The organism is Herbaspirillum camelliae (genome assembly GCF_001929405.1).
GTDB classification, from domain to species: Bacteria; Pseudomonadota; Gammaproteobacteria; order Burkholderiales; family Burkholderiaceae_D; genus Herbaspirillum; species Herbaspirillum seropedicae.
On record NZ_KV880769.1, the window covers coordinates 821,547 to 836,803 of the forward strand.

The following is a 15,257-nucleotide window of genomic DNA, read 5'->3' on the forward strand; positions in this document are numbered from 1 at the left end:
GGAAAAGCGGAAACTACGGAAGCTACGGGAGCCGCGAGATCAGCGACCGGCCACGAAGACCGGCATCTGCTTGGGCTGGTTGCCGCCATTGGCGCCCAGCGCCAGGAACTTGCGCGGGTCCTGCGCGATGCCGCGGATGCGCACCTCGAAATGCAGGTGGGCGCCAGTAGAGCGGCCGGTAGAGCCGACGTCGGCCACATGCTGGCCGCGCTTGACGATGTCTCCCACCTTGACGAACAGGCGCGAGGCGTGGGCGTAGCGGGTGATGATGTTGTTGCCGTGGTCGATTTCCAGCATGTTGCCAAACTGGTAATGATATTCAGAGGCAATCACCACTCCGGCGGCGGCGGCCACGATGCGAGTGCCCACCGGCGCGGGGAAGTCCAGGCCTTCATGGAAGGCGTTATGGCCGGTGAAGGGATCCAGCCGCCAGCCGAAGCTCGATGAGTTGTAGGCAACATTGACCGGCTGGTTGGTCGGCAACAGGCGCGACTTGATCTTGTCGCCCATCAGCGTGGACTCAACCGCGTTGAGGTAGTCGGTGCGGTGACCGGCATCCACGGCCAGGTTGTCCAGCATGCGGCGCAGCTCATCGAGGCCGACATCGCGGCCGGGGCCGGCCAGGCTGGAGACTTCCGCGCCACCTCGGCCGGGCGGTTCCTTGAAGTTGAATTCCTCGGGGCGGATGCCGGCCAGGCCCTGCACCCGCTCGCCCAGCGCATCCAGACGCATCATCTGGGCCTGCATCTCGCCCACCTTGACGGCCATCATGGCCAGGTTTTCCTTGACGAATTTTTCCTTGCGGTCGTCCTCTTCCTGGCTCATCGACGCCGCCAGCTTGTGCAACATGGGCGACGCCTCGGGGTCGCCGGCCTGGCGCAGCATGAGATAGGAGATCAGCATCGAGCAGCCAATCACCGAGCCGATCAGCAACAGCAGGAGGAGCAGCAGGTGACGCGTACCGAGCGTGATGGAACGGGCTTTGGTGAAACGGGGGTGCAACAGGATAATTTGCATCTTTGCTCCTTGGTCTCCGGCCGGTCAGACACCGGATGTGATAAGGTTTAAAGATGAAGTACCCATCTACGTTCACCCCTTATCGGCCTGCCCCCACGAGCGCTCAACGCATGGCGAAGAGCACGAAGGGAGCCGCGGATTTCTTGCGGTCGAATTCGACAATGGCAGCGCTCTTGCCTGCCCTGGCTCGCATGGGCACGCTGCAGCAGTCGGTGGCTGCGGCGCTGCCGGCGATGTTTGCCGCGTGTCAGATCCTGCATTTCGAGGCAGGCGTGCTGGTCATGAGCGCGCCCAACGCAGCACTGGCGGCCCGGTTGAAGCAACAGCTCCCCCGCTTGCAGGACCGCCTGCTGAAGGACGGATGGCAGGTTAATTCAATCCGAATCAAAGTGCAAGTTGGCCGGACCGAGCCTCCGCCCGCCCCGAAACGGGTGCTGGAATTGACCGAAGACGCCCTCTCTTCCTTCGCCGAACTCAGCAGCAACCTGGCCCGGGACCCGCGCAGCCAAGGCCTCAAGGATGCCATTGACGCCATGTTACAGCGGCGCGAACGGCGCCGATTGGCCAAACAAGCGGGAGAAGCGCCGCCATTTCCAGAGGGAAAGTAGTCGGTTTCCGAGATTTCACTAAAAAATTGACAAGGATTTCCTCGTCGCATGCCGAAAAAGCAAACGCCCCGGTCAACTCAAATTGCCGGGGCGTTTGCTTTCTGGACGGGGACTAGCCTCAGTTGAGCGCCCACTCCTGCTTGGCCTGCATGACATAGGTCTGCGGCGCCTTCTCAAGCGTATCGAAGCTGACGATCTCGTAGGCATCCGGCTGCGCCAGCAGTTCGCGCAGCAAGAGATTGTTCAGGCCGTGGCCGGACTTGTGGGCGTCGTAGCTGGCCAGCAGCGGATGGCCGATGATGTAGAGGTCGCCGATGGCGTCGAGGATCTTGTGGCGCACGAACTCGTTGTCGTAGCGCAGGCCGTCGGCGTTGAGGATGCGGTACTCATCCATGACGATGGCGTTCTCGAAGGAACCACCGCGCGCCAGGCCCATGCCGCGCAGGGTTTCCACGTCCTGCATGAAACCGAAGGTGCGCGCGCGGGCGATTTCCTTGACGTAGGAATCGATGCCGAAATCGACCTCGGCCACCTGGCCGGTGCCGTCCACGGCCGGATGGTTGAATTCGATGAAGAACTTCAGGCGGAAACCGTCATAGGGTTCCAGGCGCGCCCATTTTTCCTTGTCGCCGCTGCCCTCGCGCACTTCCACGGGCTTCTTGACGCGGATGAACTTCTTGGGCGCTTCCTGCTCCTGCAGGCCTGCCTGCTGCAGCAGGAAGACGAAGGACGAGGCCGAACCATCCATGATGGGAATCTCTTCGGCGGTCAGGTCGATGTAGAGGTTGTCCAGTCCCAGGCCGGCGCAGGCCGACAGCAGGTGTTCGACGGTGGATACCTTGGCGCCATCCTTGGTCAGGGTCGAGGCCATGCGGGTGTCGCCCACGCCGGTGGCCATCATCGGCAGCTCGACCACGGGATCGAGATCGATGCGACGGAAGATGATGCCGGTGTCGGGTGCGGCCGGACGCAGGGTCAGCTCGACCTTGGTGCCGGAGTGCAGACCCACACCGGTGGTCTTGACCAGATTCTTGATTGTGCGCTGTTTCAACATCCAGGCATTATAGCCAAGATGCCCCTGCCCCGCCCCGACGGGCGCGGCTTTGTTGCAAATCGTTCCCATCTGCAAGCTGGCGTCAGGATCATGTCAGCAGGCGCAGCAATGCAATAAAACATTTACGCCAGGAAAAACGGCATGCCGCAGCATGCCGTCTTCTTGATGCCTGGCAGCAATCAGCCCAGCTGCGCCAGCAAGGTCTCGGCGTTGGAGACCTCGAACTTGCCCGGCGCTTCCAGGTTCAGTTGCTTGACCACGCCGTCTTCGACCAGCATCGAATAACGCTGCGAACGCACGCCCATGTTGCGCTCGGTCAGGTCGAACTCCATGCCCAGCGCCTTGGTGAAGGTGGCGCTGCCGTCACCGAACATGCGCACGATGCCAGTGGCCTTCTGGTCGCGGCCCCAGGCGCCCATGACGAAGGCGTCGTTGACCGAGATGCACCAGATCTCATCCACACCCTTGGCCTTGAACTGGTCGGCCAGGGCGATATAACCCGGCACATGCTTGGCCGAACAGGTCGGGGTGAAGGCGCCTGGCAGGGCGAACAGCGCGATCTTCTTGCCCTTGACCAGGTCCGACACCTTGAAGGCGTTCGGGCCCAGGCTGCAGCCTTCGGTCTCGGTCTCGATGAATTCGGTCAGGGTGCCTTCGGGCAGGCGGTCGCCGATCTTGATGGTCATGGTGTTTCCTCGTCTGGTTGTATAGCTATGAATTGGGGGGAGTGCATCGGTGCTGCGACTAGCTCGGTGACGCCTGTCAGGCGCAATGAAGCCAGCCACGAGCCGCCGGCGCGCGCATGAAAAACGCCGCGCACCAGGCGCGGCGTTAGTATGCCTCGGATCGGTCCGGCCTGCTGCGACTGTGCAAGCAGGACCATCCAATGCAGCGACGTTCAGTCCGCCTGCTTGCGCAGGAAGGCCGGGATGTCGTAGGTTTCCATGCCGTTCTTTTCCAGCGCGCGCACGGTGTCGGAGGCCGACTCGCGACGCCATACCGCCGGCGCCTTCAGGCCGCCAAAGGCAGGCGCGGCCTGTGCACCGCCTTGCGGCGCGCCGCCAACGGCCATGATCGGCTCGTTGTGGGTGCCGGTGCGCATGACCGGAGTCTGCACCAGTTGCACGGCCTTGCGGGCGCGGCCCAGGCCGGTGGCCACGACGGTCACGCGGATCTCGTCGCCCATGCTGTCGTCGTAGGCGATGCCTTGAGCGATGGAAGCGTCGGGCGCCGCGAAGGCGCGCACGGTGGACATGACTTCCTTGATTTCCTTACCCTTGAGGCTGCGGCTGGCGGTGACATTGACCAGCACGCCGCGCGCGCCAGAGAGGTCGATGCCATCCAGCAGCGGCGAGGCCACGGCCTGCTCGGCCGCCACGCGGGCGCGGTCCACGCCGGAAGCGGTGGCGGTGCCCATCATGGCCTTGCCCTGCTCGCCCATGATGGTCTTGACGTCGTTGAAGTCGACGTTGATGTGGCCCGGCACATTGATGATCTCGGCAATCCCGGCGACGGCATTGTTGAGCACGTCATCGGCGTGGGACAGCCATTCGATCATGCTGTCGTCTTCGTAGATCTCTTCCAGCTTCTCGTTCAAGATGATGATCAGCGAATCGACGTGCTGGGACAGCTCTTCCAGACCAGCGTCCGCGATGTCCATGCACTTCTGGCCTTCGTAGGAGAACGGCTTGGAAACCACCGCCACGGTCAGCGCACCCAGCGACTTGGCCACCTGCGCCACCACGGGAGCCGCGCCGGTACCGGTGCCGCCGCCCATGCCGGCTGCGATGAAGACCATGTGCGCGCCACGCAGCGAATCCTCGATGCGGGCACGGGTGTCCTCGGCCAGACGGCGGCCGACGTCAGGCTGCATGCCAGCACCCAGGCCGGTATCGCCGATCTGGATGACGTTGTGCGCCTTGGATTGCTTCAACGCCTGGGCGTCGGTGTTGGCGGCGATGAATTCCACCCCCGACACTCCCTTGTTGATCATGTGCTGCACGGCATTGCCGCCAGCACCGCCTACGCCCACGACCTTGATGATCGTACCCAGCGTAGCATTGTCGACCATATCGATTTCCATGATGACTCCTTTAAATATATGTGTCCTGCAGCTGGCAGTTGATAGGCATCACGCGGTGTGACGACTAGCAACTGATCACTGCTGTCTAAACGTTGATTCGTTGACTTCGTTAATTTGCTTGCCTGCTTACTGCCAATCCAAAAACTGTCCTGCCCATTTGCTGCCTTGCTGCCATTTGCTTCTGTTTTTTTTCATGCTGCACCGTACCGCTGTTGAATCACTGACGGCCAATGCTTTTACATCCTGATGCACTCGGCGCTCCTGCCAGCTCACGCCGTCTGCATCGTTCAGAAATTACCCAGGAACCACTCCTTCATGCGCTGCCAGACCGCCTTCACCGAACCCTCCTGGCGGGTCACGATGTAGCCGCGCAGGTACTGCTTCTTGGCTTCCTGCAAGAGACCCAGCACGGTCGAGTAGCGCGGACTGCGCACCACGTCGGCCAGCTGGCCGCTGTATTCGGGCGTACCCAGGCGGGCGGGCTTCAAGAAGATGTCCTCGGCCAGCTCGGTCATGCCCGGCATCATCGCCGAGCCGCCGGTCAACACGATGCCCGAGGACAGCACCTCTTCATAACCCGATTCACGCACCACCTGGTGCACCAGCGCAAAGAGCTCCTCCACGCGCGGTTCGATGACAGCTGCCAGCGCTTGGCGCGACAGGGTGCGCGGATTGCGGTCACCCAGGCCGGGCACTTCCAGCGTCTCGGTCGGGTCGGCCAGGATCTGCTTGGCCACGCCATAGCGCAGCTTGATTTCTTCGGCTTCCAGCGTCGGCGTGCGCAGGGCCATGGCGATGTCGTTGGTGATCTGGTCGCCAGCAATGGGAATCACGGCGGTATGGCGGATCGCCCCTTCGGTAAAGACGGCCACGTCGGTGGTGCCACCACCGATATCGACCAGCACCACGCCCAGCTCGCGCTCGTCGGTGGTCAGCACCGAATCGGCCGAGGCCATCGGCTGCAGGATCAGGTCCGACACTTCCAGGCCGCAGCGGCGCACGCACTTGACGATGTTCTGCACCGCAGAGACCGCGCCGGTGACGATGTGCACCTTCACTTCCAGGCGGATGCCGCTCATGCCGATGGGCTCGCGCACGTCTTCCTGGTTGTCGACGATGAATTCCTGCGGGACCGTATGCAGCAGTTGCTGGTCGGTCGGGATGTTGACCGCCTTGGCGGTCTCGATCACGCGGGAGACGTCGGCGGCGGTCACTTCCTTGTCCTTGATGGCGACCATGCCGCTGGAATTGAAGCTGCGGATGTGACTGCCGGCGATGCCCGTATAGACATTGCGGATCTTGCAGTCGGCCATGAGCTCGGCTTCTTCCAGGGCGCGCTGGATGGATTCGACGGTGGCCTCGATGTTGACCACCACCCCCTTCTTGAGCCCCTTGGATTCGGACTGCCCCAGCCCGATCACTTCATGGCGGCCGTCGGGCAGCACCTCGGCCACCACCGCCACCACTTTCGAGGTGCCGATGTCGAGACCGACGATCAGATTTTTTGCGTCTTTTGTCATATCGTTCCGCTTATTTCTTTTTCCCGTTCATTGCCGCCAGCACCATTCCATCCGCCTTCAAGGCCATCCCGTTGGGATAGCGCAAGTCGACGCTTTCTATCTTTCCTTGCAGCCTGTCCAGCAGTTGCGGATAGACCGCCACCAGCCGCGCCACACGTTCCTTCAACACCGCATCGCCCTGGTCGCGGCCCAGCTCGACCGTCATGCCATTGTCCAGCCGTATCGTCCAGGCATAACGGTTGGACAGCACCAGCGACTCCGGCTCCAGCTTGATGGGCGCAAACCACTGGCGAAACTGCGCCAGCCGCGCCACCACCTGCTTCTCGCTGCCGGGCGGGCCATCAAACTCCAGCAGGTCGGTGTCGTCCTCGGCCTCGGCCAGGTTGGCGGTAAACACATCGCCCTTCTGCGACAACAACTTGCCATCTTCGCCCCAGGTCCCCAGGGCCTTGTGTTCCTCGATCTTCACCACCAGCCGGTCCGGCCATTCACGCCGCACCATGGCCTTGCGCACCCAGGGCACCGCCTCGAAGGCCGCCCGCACCGCCGTCAAGTCGGCGGTGAAGAAATTGCCATGGATGCGCGGCACTGCAGTGGCCCGCACCGTCAACGCATTGACCTTCTCCAGCGGCAACTCGCCCGCCGACTCGATACGTATCGTGTGCAGCGTAAACATCGGCCGCTGCGCCACCCACCACAAACCCGACGCCACCAGGGCCAGCAGCACCAGCGCAAGGAGCGCACTGCTGATGGCGTTGAGCATCTTGACGTCCTGCCACATCGACGCGCGCGCTCCCTTAAACCCGAACCATCACGACTGGCCCGCCTGCGGCGTCCAATCCTTGGAAGGCGTCATGTCCAGCGCCGCCATCTGCAGAATCTCGCAACACAGATCCTCGTAGCTCATACCCACCGCCTTGGCCGCCATCGGCACCAGCGAATGGCCGGTCATGCCGGGGGAGGTGTTGATTTCCAGCAGGTAGGGCTCGGCCTTGCCATCGACTTCGCGCAACATGAAGTCGACCCGACTCCAGCCACGGCAACCCAAGGCATTGAAGGCCTGTACCGCCAGATTCTGCAGATGGCGCGTCAGTTCCTCATCCAGCGGGGCCGGACACAAATATTTCGTGTCGTCGGTGAAATACTTGTTCTGGTAATCATAGTTACCCTCCGGCGCCCGGATCTCGATGACCGGCAAGGCGCGCGCAGCGCTACCCGTGCCCAGCACCGGCACCGTCAGCTCGCGGCCACGGATGAACTCCTCGGCCAGCACCACCTTGTCGTAGCGGGCGCAGAGGTCGAAGCCTTCCTGCATGTCCGAATAACCGTTGACCTTGGCGATGCCGATGGTGGAGCCTTCGTGCGGCGCCTTGAGCATCAGCGGCAGGCCCAGCGTATCGGGCACCAGTCGCAGCTGTTCGCGGGTGGTCGCCTGGGCGTCCAGGGTCAGGAAGCGCGGCGTCGGCAGCCCATGCGAGAGCCAGATGCGCTTGGTCATGACCTTGTCCATGGCGATGCTGGAAGACATCACGCCTGGCCCGGTGTAGGGCAGGCCCATCTGCTCCAGCGCGCCTTGCAAGGTGCCATCCTCGCCATAGCGGCCATGCAAGGCGATGAAGACGCGATCGAACTTCTCGGCCTGCAACTCACCCAGGCTGCGCTCGGCCGGATCGAAGGGATGGGCGTCCACGCCCTTGCTGCGCAAGGCCTGCAAGACACCGCTACCCGACATCATCGACACTTCGCGCTCAGCCGAACGGCCACCGAAGAGCACGCCGACGCGGCCAAAGGCCTTGATCTGGTCCTGGCTGATCATGCTGCCCCCTGTTCATTCTTCACATCGGCCTGGGCGGTAAGGCGGCCCGGCACCGCCGAGATCGAACCCGCGCCCATGGTCATGACGACGTCGCCATCGCGCACCACATTGCGGATGGTCTCGGGCATATCGCTGATATCGTCCACGAACACCGGCTCCACCTTGCCCGCGGCGCGCAGCGCATGCGCCAGCGAACGGCCATCGGCGGCCACGATGGGCGCTTCGCCAGCGGAGTACACCTCGGCCAGCACCAGCACATCGGGTGAAGACAAGACCTTGACGAAGTCTTCGAACAGATCGCGGGTACGCGTATAGCGATGCGGCTGGAAGGCCAGCACCAGGCGGCGGCCCGGATAGGCGCCACGGGCGGCCGCGATGGTGGCGGCGGTCTCCACGGGATGGTGGCCATAGTCGTCCACCAGGGTGAAGTGACCTGCCGGCTTGCCTTCGGCGTCGAACAGCGGCACCTCGCCATAGCGGGTGAAGCGGCGGCCCACGCCGTTGAATTCGGTCAGCGCCTTCTGGGTGGCGGCATCGTCCACGTCCAGCTCGCGCGCGATGGCGATGGCGGCGCAGGCGTTCTGCACGTTGTGCATGCCGGGCTGGTTCAGGCTCACCTGCATGGGCGCGTAGCCGTCCTGGATCACGGTGAATTCCATCTTGCCGTCCACCGCCTTGGCATCGATGGCGCGCACATCGGCGTCCTCGTGGAAACCATAGGTGAGGATGGGCTTGGAGACCATGGGCATGATCTCGCGCACATGCGGGTCATCCAGGCAGAGCACGGCCACGCCATAGAACGGCAGGCGCTGGGTGAACTCGACGAAGGCCTGCTTCAGGCGCGCGAAATCATGGTTGTAGGTTTCCATGTGATCGGCGTCGATATTGGTGATGACTTCGATCACGGGGGTGAGGTTGAGGAAGGACGCATCCGACTCATCAGCCTCGGCCACGATGAATTCACCGGTGCCCAGCTTGGCATTGGCGCCCGCGCTGGTGAGGCGGCCGCCGATGACGAAGGTCGGGTCCAGCCCGCCCTGGGCCAGGACGCTTGCCACCAGGCTGGTGGTGGTGGTCTTGCCGTGGGTACCGGCAATGGCAATGCCCTTCTTCAGCCGCATCAGCTCGCCCAGCATCACCGCACGCGGCACGATGGGGATGTGCTTCTTGCGGGCCGCCAGCACTTCCGGATTGTCGCCTTTGACGGCGGTGGAAGTGACGATGGCGTCGGCACCTTCGATATTCTCGGCCGCATGGCCATAGCGGATGCACGCGCCCAGCTGCGCCAGGCGCTGGGTGGCGGCGTTGCTGCCGAGGTCGGACCCCGAGACGCCATAGCCGAGGTTGAGCAGCACCTCAGCGATGCCGCTCATGCCGGAGCCGCCGATGCCGACGAAATGGATATTCTTGACGCGATGCTTCATGGTGTTACCAGTCCTTCCAGCACGCGCGCGATCGCCTCATTGGCGTCGCGCCGGCCTTGTTCGTACGCCGCCTGCGCCATCTCATGGCATGCAGCGCGGTCCAGTTTCTGCAGCAAACCGGCCAGGGCGTCCGGGCTCAGTTCGCGTTGCGGCAGGTGAATCGCCGCCTTGTTCTTGGCCATCCAGCGGGCATTTTCGATCTGTTGCGAGGTCGTCGAGACGACCAAGGGCACCAGCACGCTAGCCACGCCCGCTGCCGTCAGCTCGGACACCGTGATCGCGCCAGCGCGGCAGATCACCAGATCGGCCTCGGCATAGCGACGCGGCATGTCGTCGATGAAATCGAGCACGTCGGCCTCTACGCCAGCAGCCTCATAGGCCGCACGCAGCGCGACGATATTCTGCTTGCCCGACTGGTGCGTCACCTGCGGGCGCTGCTCGACCGGCAACTTCGCCAGCGCGGCCGGGACCGTCTCGTTCAACACCTTGGCGCCGAGGCTTCCGCCCACCACCAGGATCTTCAGCGGGCCAGTACGACCGGCATAACGCTGGGCCGGCGGTGGCAAGGCGGTGATTTCCTGGCGCACCGGATTGCCGGTCACCTCGGCCTTGCCGGCGGCCTTGCCGAAATCCGCCGGGAAACCGAACAAGACCTTGTCGGCCAGCGGCGCGAGCGCCTTGTTCGACAGCAGCAGCGCCGCGTCCGCATTGACCAGCACCAGCGGCTTGCCGCGCAGGCGCGCCATCGCTCCGCCCGGCACGGTGACGTAACCGCCCATGCCCAGGACCACATCCGGACGGCGACGTCCCAGGATGGCGAAGCAATCGAAGAAGCTCGCCACCAGACGCCACGCGCCCTTGACCGTATGCATCAGCCCCTTGCCGCGCAGGCCGGCGAAGACGATGCTGTCCATCTCCACGCCATGGCGCGGTACCAGCTCGCGCTCCATGCCGTGGGTGGTGCCCAGCCAGCTCACCTCCCAGCCGCGTGCGCGCATGGTGTCGGCAATGGCCAGGCCGGGGAAGATATGGCCGCCGGTGCCGGCCGCCATGATCAGCAACTTGCGGGGCGCGCTCATAGACGACCTCCGCGCATCAACACCCGGTTTTCATAATCGATGCGCAACAGGATGGCCAGGCCCACGCAATTGAGCAGCACGCCCGAACCGCCATAGCTCATCAGCGGCAACGTCAGCCCCTTGGTCGGCAGCAAGCCCAGGTTCACGCCCATGTTGATGAAAGCCTGCACGCCCAGCCAGATACCGATGCCCTTGGCCACCAGGCCGGCAAAGGTCAGGTCCAGGGCGATGGCCTGGCGGCCGATCTCGAAGGCATGCTTGACCAGCCAGTAGAACAGCAGCACCACCACCAGCACGCCGACAAAACCGAGTTCCTCGCCGATCACCGCCAGCAGGAAGTCGGTATGCGCCTCCGGCAGGTAATGCAATTTCTCCACGCTGCTGCCCAGGCCCACGCCGAAGAGCTCGCCGCGCCCGAAGGCGATCAGCGAGTGCGACAGCTGGTAGGCCTTGCCCAGGGCGTTTTCTTCTTCCCAGGGATTGAGGTAGGCAAAGATGCGCTCGCGCCGCCAGGGTGAGGTCACGATGACCAGCGAGAACACGCCGACCAGGGTCGCGCCGATGCCGCCGAACCAGACCCCATTGATGCCGCCCAGGAACAGGATGCCCATGGCGATGCAGACGATCACGCCGAAGGCGCCCAGGTCAGGCTCCAGCAGCAGCAGCAGCCCGACCAGGCCGACGGCTGCGGCCATGGGGAAGAAGCCCTTGACCAGTTTGTGCATCACCGCCTGCTTGCGCACCGTATAGTCGGCTGCGTACAGGACGATGAAGAGCTTCATCAGTTCGGACGGCTGCAGGTTGATGATCTTCAAGGACAGCCAGCGCTTGGCGCCATTGACGCCCTTGCCCACGCCCGGCACCAGCACCATCAGCAGCAGGACCAAGGTGATGCCGAACAGGTAGGGCGCCCACTTCTGCCAGGTCTCGATGCGCACGCGGAAGGCCAGCGCGCCCGCGATGATGGAGAGCACGATGAAGATGGCCTGGCGGATCAGGAAATGGTAGTTCGAATAGGAGGCGTACTTGGGCGAATCCGGCAAGGCCACCGAGGCCGAGTAGACCATCACCATGCCGAAGAGCATCAACAACAGGACCACCCAGATCAGGGGCTGGTCGTATTCCATCATGCGCGAACGCTGCTCGAAACCGACGCTGCCCGACGCGCCGCCACGGCCACTGCGGGCGCGGCCGGCCGCCACCGGAGTGGCTTCCTTGAGGCCGCCCAGCCAGCTGCGCATCGATGACAGGTTCAGTTTCATCCCAGCACCTCACCGCGCGAGAGCGCCAGTTCGCGCACCGCATCGACGAAGACTTCGGCGCGGTGGGCGTAGTTGCGGAACATGTCCAGGCTGGCGCAGGCCGGCGACAGCAGCACGATGTCGCCGGCGGTAGCGATCTCGCCCGCCTTTTCCACGGCCGCTTCCAGGCTGGCGCAATCGATCAGCTCGACACCGCTGTCGGCCAGCGCAGCACGCACCGCCGGCGCATCGCGACCTATGAGCAGCACCGCGCGCGCATATTTCTGCACCGGCAGGTCCAGCGGCGAAAAGTCCTGGCCCTTGCCATCGCCACCAGCGATCAACACGATACGATTGGGACGCCCACCCAGGCCCAGCCCGTTGAGCGCAGCCACGGTGGCGCCGACATTGGTGCCCTTGCTGTCGTCGTAGTAATCGACCTCCTGGATCACGCCCACCAGCTCCACCCGGTGCGGCTCACCGGTGTAGTCGCGCAGGCCGTGCAGCAGCGGCGCCATCGGCAGATCGATGGCGCGACACAGGGCCAGCGCAGCCAGCGCGTTCATGGCGTTGTGCGCGCCGCGGATCTTGAGGGCGTCGGCGGGCATCAGACGCTTGAGGGTGACCGGCGGCGGCAGCATGTCCTTCTGCTTGCGGCGGCGCTTGCCTTCGGGCACTTCGTCGTCTTCATGGACGAAGGCATTGGCCAGCCACAGCATGCCGTTGTCATTGACCAGGCCGAAACTGTTGGGCGCGGTCGGCTCATCCAGTCCGAAGGTCGAGAGCGCGCTACCGGCAGCGGCCATCTCCATGACCAGCGCATCGTCGCGATTGAGCACGCGCACGGTGTGCTGGCCGAAGATGCGGGCCTTGTCGGCGGCATAGTGTTCCATGCTGCCGTGCCAGTCGAGGTGATCCTGGGTCAGGTTCAGCACAGTGGCGGCGTCGGCCTGCAGGCTATGCGTGGTATGCAGCTGGAAGCTGGACAACTCCAGCACCCAGGCCTGCGGCATGGAACCCCGATAGGTCGGCTCCGGCGGCGGTGGTGGCGGCACTTCGACCAGCGCGTCTTCCTCGGCCTTGCGCGAGACTTCCATGAAGTCGCCCAGGTTCATGGCCTCGCCCGTGGTGGCGGGCGCATCCGGCTGGGCTTGCGGGACTACGTCGGAAGCCACGTCCAGGGTCGCGGCGGCGGCGGCGGCGGACGCATCTTGTGCTACCGCGTCAGCCTCATCGGTGGCCACCCTCTCGCTGGCGCCCGGCTCATCGGCAGCACTTGCATCGGCCTGGCTGGCTGCCTCTGCTGCGCTGGGCGATACGTCGGCGGCGGGCGGCTGGTGGTCCTGCGCATGCTCCCCGGAGGCGTCGGCAGCGCCCAGCAGATCCAGCTGCGGGGCCGGCTCCTGTTCAGGTTCGGATAGGGATGCTGGTGCAATGGGATGCGACTGCAGCACCGGCACCGCAATGGCGGCCGCCTCTTCGATGCGGGCAGCGGCACGGCGGTGTTTCTCGGCTTCGGCCTCCTGCTGCGCGTCCAGCACGGCCTGCTGGGCGGCCTGGGCCTCGGCTTCGGCGGCAGCCTGGGCCGCGGCCAGGGCGTCCTGCTCGGCCAGTTCGGCCAGGAAGACCTTGTCCCTGATCACGGCTTCGCGCAGCACATCCAGTGCAGCCGGGCTGATGTTGCCGGCCACCTGCACCGACAGGCCGGCGCGCTGGCACAACAGGCCGGTCAGGCGCGTCACGGTAGTCTTGCCATTGGTGCCGGTGATGGCCAGCACCTTGGGTTGATACAAGGTCTCTTCGCGCAAGGCGACCAGCGCCTGGGCAAACAATTCGATCTCGCCCCACAGCGGCAGGCCGCGTTCGGCGATGGCGGGCATGAGCGGCGCCAGTTCGCCCTCGGGAGCCAGGCCCGGGCTGACGGCGACGAAATCCACGCCCTCCAGCAAGGCCGGGGACAAGGGCTGCCCCAGCACGGCCTGGGCCTCGGGCGCATCCGCGCGCAGCGCGGCCAGGCGCTCGGCCAGCGCTGCTTCGCCACGGGTATCGGCCACGCGCACGCTGGCGCCGCAGTAGACCAGCCACCGCGCCATTGCTAGGCCGGACTCACCGAGTCCGAGCACCAGAACGTGTTTGCCCGAATAGTTCATCGTCGTTTCCAAACTCACTTCTTCAAATCTGCCTGCTACAAAAGCGCCGCCTGGCCACATGGCAAGGGGGCGCGTATCTTTTCTGGCTTCCGGGTCAGCGCAGCTTCAGCGTCGACAGGCCCAGCAGCACCAGCATCATGGTGATGATCCAGAACCGCACCACCACCTGGGTTTCCTTCCAGCCCTTCTGCTCATAGTGATGATGCAGCGGCGCCATCAACAACACGCGTCGACCGGTGCCGAAACGCTTCTTGGTGTACTTGAAATAGGCCACCTGGATCATCACCGACAGCGTCTCCACCACGAAGATGCCGCCCATGATGAAGAGCACGATCTCCTGGCGCACGATCACGGCGATGGTGCCCAGCGCGCCACCCAGCGCCAGCGCGCCGACGTCGCCCATGAACACCTGCGCCGGGTAGGCGTTGTACCAGAGGAAGGCCAGGCCGGCGCCACCCATGGCGCCGCAGAAGATCAGCAATTCACCGGCACCCGGGATATGCGGGATGAACAGGTACTTGGCATAGGCGGCATTGCCGGTCAGGTAGGCAAACAGGCCCAATGCTGCACCCACCAGCACGGTGGGCATGATGGCCAAGCCATCCAGGCCATCGGTCAGGTTCACGGCGTTGCTGGTGCCGACGATGACGAAATAGGTCAGCGCGATGAAGCCCCACACGCCCAGCGGATAGCTGACGGTCTTGAAGAAGGGGACGATCAGGTCGGCCTTGGGCGGCAGGTCCAGGCTGAAGCCGGAACGCACCCAGGCCACGAACAGGTCGAAGACCTTCATGTTGCTCACTTCCGAGACCGAGAAGGCCAGGTAGAAGGCGGCCACCAGGCCGATCAGCGATTGCCAGAAATACTTCTCGCGCGAGCGCATGCCCTGGGGGTCGCGATAGACCACCTTGCGGTAGTCATCGACCCAGCCGATGGCCCCAAAACCGAGTGTGACGATCAGCACGATCCAGACGAAACGGTTGGACAGGTCCGCCCACAGCAGGGTGGAAATGCCGATGCCGATCAGGATCAGCACGCCGCCCATGGTCGGGGTGCCGGACTTGATCAGGTGGGTCTGCGGACCGTCGGTGCGCACGGCCTGGCCGACCTTCATGCGGGTGAGCATGCGGATGACGGCGGGGCCGGCGATCATGCCGATCAACAGCGCCGTCAACGTGGCGAACACCGCGCGGAAGGTGATGAAGTTGAACAGGCGCAAGAAGCCGAAGTCCTGTTGAAAATTCTGTGCGAGCCAGACCAGCATG

The 15,257-nt window shown here is 64.2% G+C and carries 13 protein-coding genes; 1 reads left to right on the plus strand and 12 read right to left on the minus strand.

The features are described 5' to 3' along the window. Positions 1-39: 39 nt before the first annotated feature. On the minus strand, positions 40-1,017 hold the full coding sequence (locus BGK68_RS03775) for a M23 family metallopeptidase (protein ID WP_075255992.1): 978 nt from the start codon (positions 1,015-1,017) through the stop codon (positions 40-42). Positions 1,018-1,070: 53 nt separating this feature from the next. Here BGK68_RS03775 and BGK68_RS03780 point away from each other — a divergent pair, with 53 nt between their 5' ends. Beyond that, positions 1,071-1,625, plus strand: coding sequence for a DciA family protein (locus BGK68_RS03780; RefSeq protein ID WP_069372857.1), 555 nt, complete (start codon positions 1,071-1,073; stop codon positions 1,623-1,625). Positions 1,626-1,743: 118 nt separating this feature from the next. On the opposite strand, the gene lpxC is transcribed toward BGK68_RS03780, so the two are convergent. The 11 genes from lpxC to mraY all read right to left on the minus strand — a co-directional run bounded on the left by lpxC (position 1,744) and on the right by mraY (position 15,256). Then, positions 1,744-2,679, minus strand: coding sequence for a UDP-3-O-acyl-N-acetylglucosamine deacetylase (gene lpxC / locus BGK68_RS03785; protein ID WP_069372856.1), 936 nt, complete (start codon positions 2,677-2,679; stop codon positions 1,744-1,746). A 179-nt stretch (positions 2,680-2,858) separates the two neighbouring features. Next, the gene (locus BGK68_RS03790; protein ID WP_013232389.1) at positions 2,859-3,365 is read right to left on the minus strand and encodes a peroxiredoxin; all 507 of its coding nucleotides are present in this window, start codon (positions 3,363-3,365) and stop codon (positions 2,859-2,861) included. 212 nt (positions 3,366-3,577) lie between these two features. Then, positions 3,578-4,762 (minus strand): cell division protein FtsZ, encoded by a 1,185-nt coding sequence (gene ftsZ / locus BGK68_RS03795; protein WP_075255993.1) that lies wholly within the window; start codon positions 4,760-4,762, stop codon positions 3,578-3,580. A gap of 287 nt (positions 4,763-5,049) precedes the next feature. Further along, positions 5,050-6,282, minus strand: coding sequence for a cell division protein FtsA (ftsA, locus tag BGK68_RS03800; protein ID WP_008334543.1), 1,233 nt, complete (start codon positions 6,280-6,282; stop codon positions 5,050-5,052). Between the two features lie 10 nt (positions 6,283-6,292). Then, the gene (locus BGK68_RS03805; protein WP_075255994.1) at positions 6,293-7,063 is read right to left on the minus strand and encodes a cell division protein FtsQ/DivIB; all 771 of its coding nucleotides are present in this window, start codon (positions 7,061-7,063) and stop codon (positions 6,293-6,295) included. Between the two features lie 30 nt (positions 7,064-7,093). Further along, positions 7,094-8,098: a D-alanine--D-alanine ligase gene (locus BGK68_RS03810; RefSeq protein ID WP_075255995.1), complete on the minus strand. Its 1,005-nt coding sequence runs from the start codon at positions 8,096-8,098 to the stop codon at positions 7,094-7,096. Continuing rightward, positions 8,095-9,522: a UDP-N-acetylmuramate--L-alanine ligase gene (gene murC, locus BGK68_RS03815; RefSeq protein WP_075255996.1), complete on the minus strand. Its 1,428-nt coding sequence runs from the start codon at positions 9,520-9,522 to the stop codon at positions 8,095-8,097. Before murC ends, BGK68_RS03810 begins: the two co-directional genes overlap by 4 nt. After that, positions 9,519-10,601, minus strand: a complete 1,083-nt coding sequence (gene murG, locus BGK68_RS03820) for an undecaprenyldiphospho-muramoylpentapeptide beta-N-acetylglucosaminyltransferase (RefSeq protein WP_075255997.1) — start codon at positions 10,599-10,601, stop codon at positions 9,519-9,521. Before murG ends, murC begins: the two co-directional genes overlap by 4 nt. Next, positions 10,598-11,863, minus strand: coding sequence for a putative lipid II flippase FtsW (gene ftsW / locus BGK68_RS03825; RefSeq protein ID WP_075255998.1), 1,266 nt, complete (start codon positions 11,861-11,863; stop codon positions 10,598-10,600). The genes murG and ftsW overlap by 4 nt, the downstream gene beginning before the upstream one ends. Further along, positions 11,860-13,992, minus strand: coding sequence for a UDP-N-acetylmuramoyl-L-alanine--D-glutamate ligase (gene murD, locus BGK68_RS03830; protein ID WP_075255999.1), 2,133 nt, complete (start codon positions 13,990-13,992; stop codon positions 11,860-11,862). Before murD ends, ftsW begins: the two co-directional genes overlap by 4 nt. Positions 13,993-14,086: 94 nt before the next feature. After that, positions 14,087-15,256, minus strand: a complete 1,170-nt coding sequence (gene mraY / locus BGK68_RS03835; protein ID WP_013232381.1) for a phospho-N-acetylmuramoyl-pentapeptide-transferase — start codon at positions 15,254-15,256, stop codon at positions 14,087-14,089. Position 15,257: the final 1 nt, after the last annotated feature.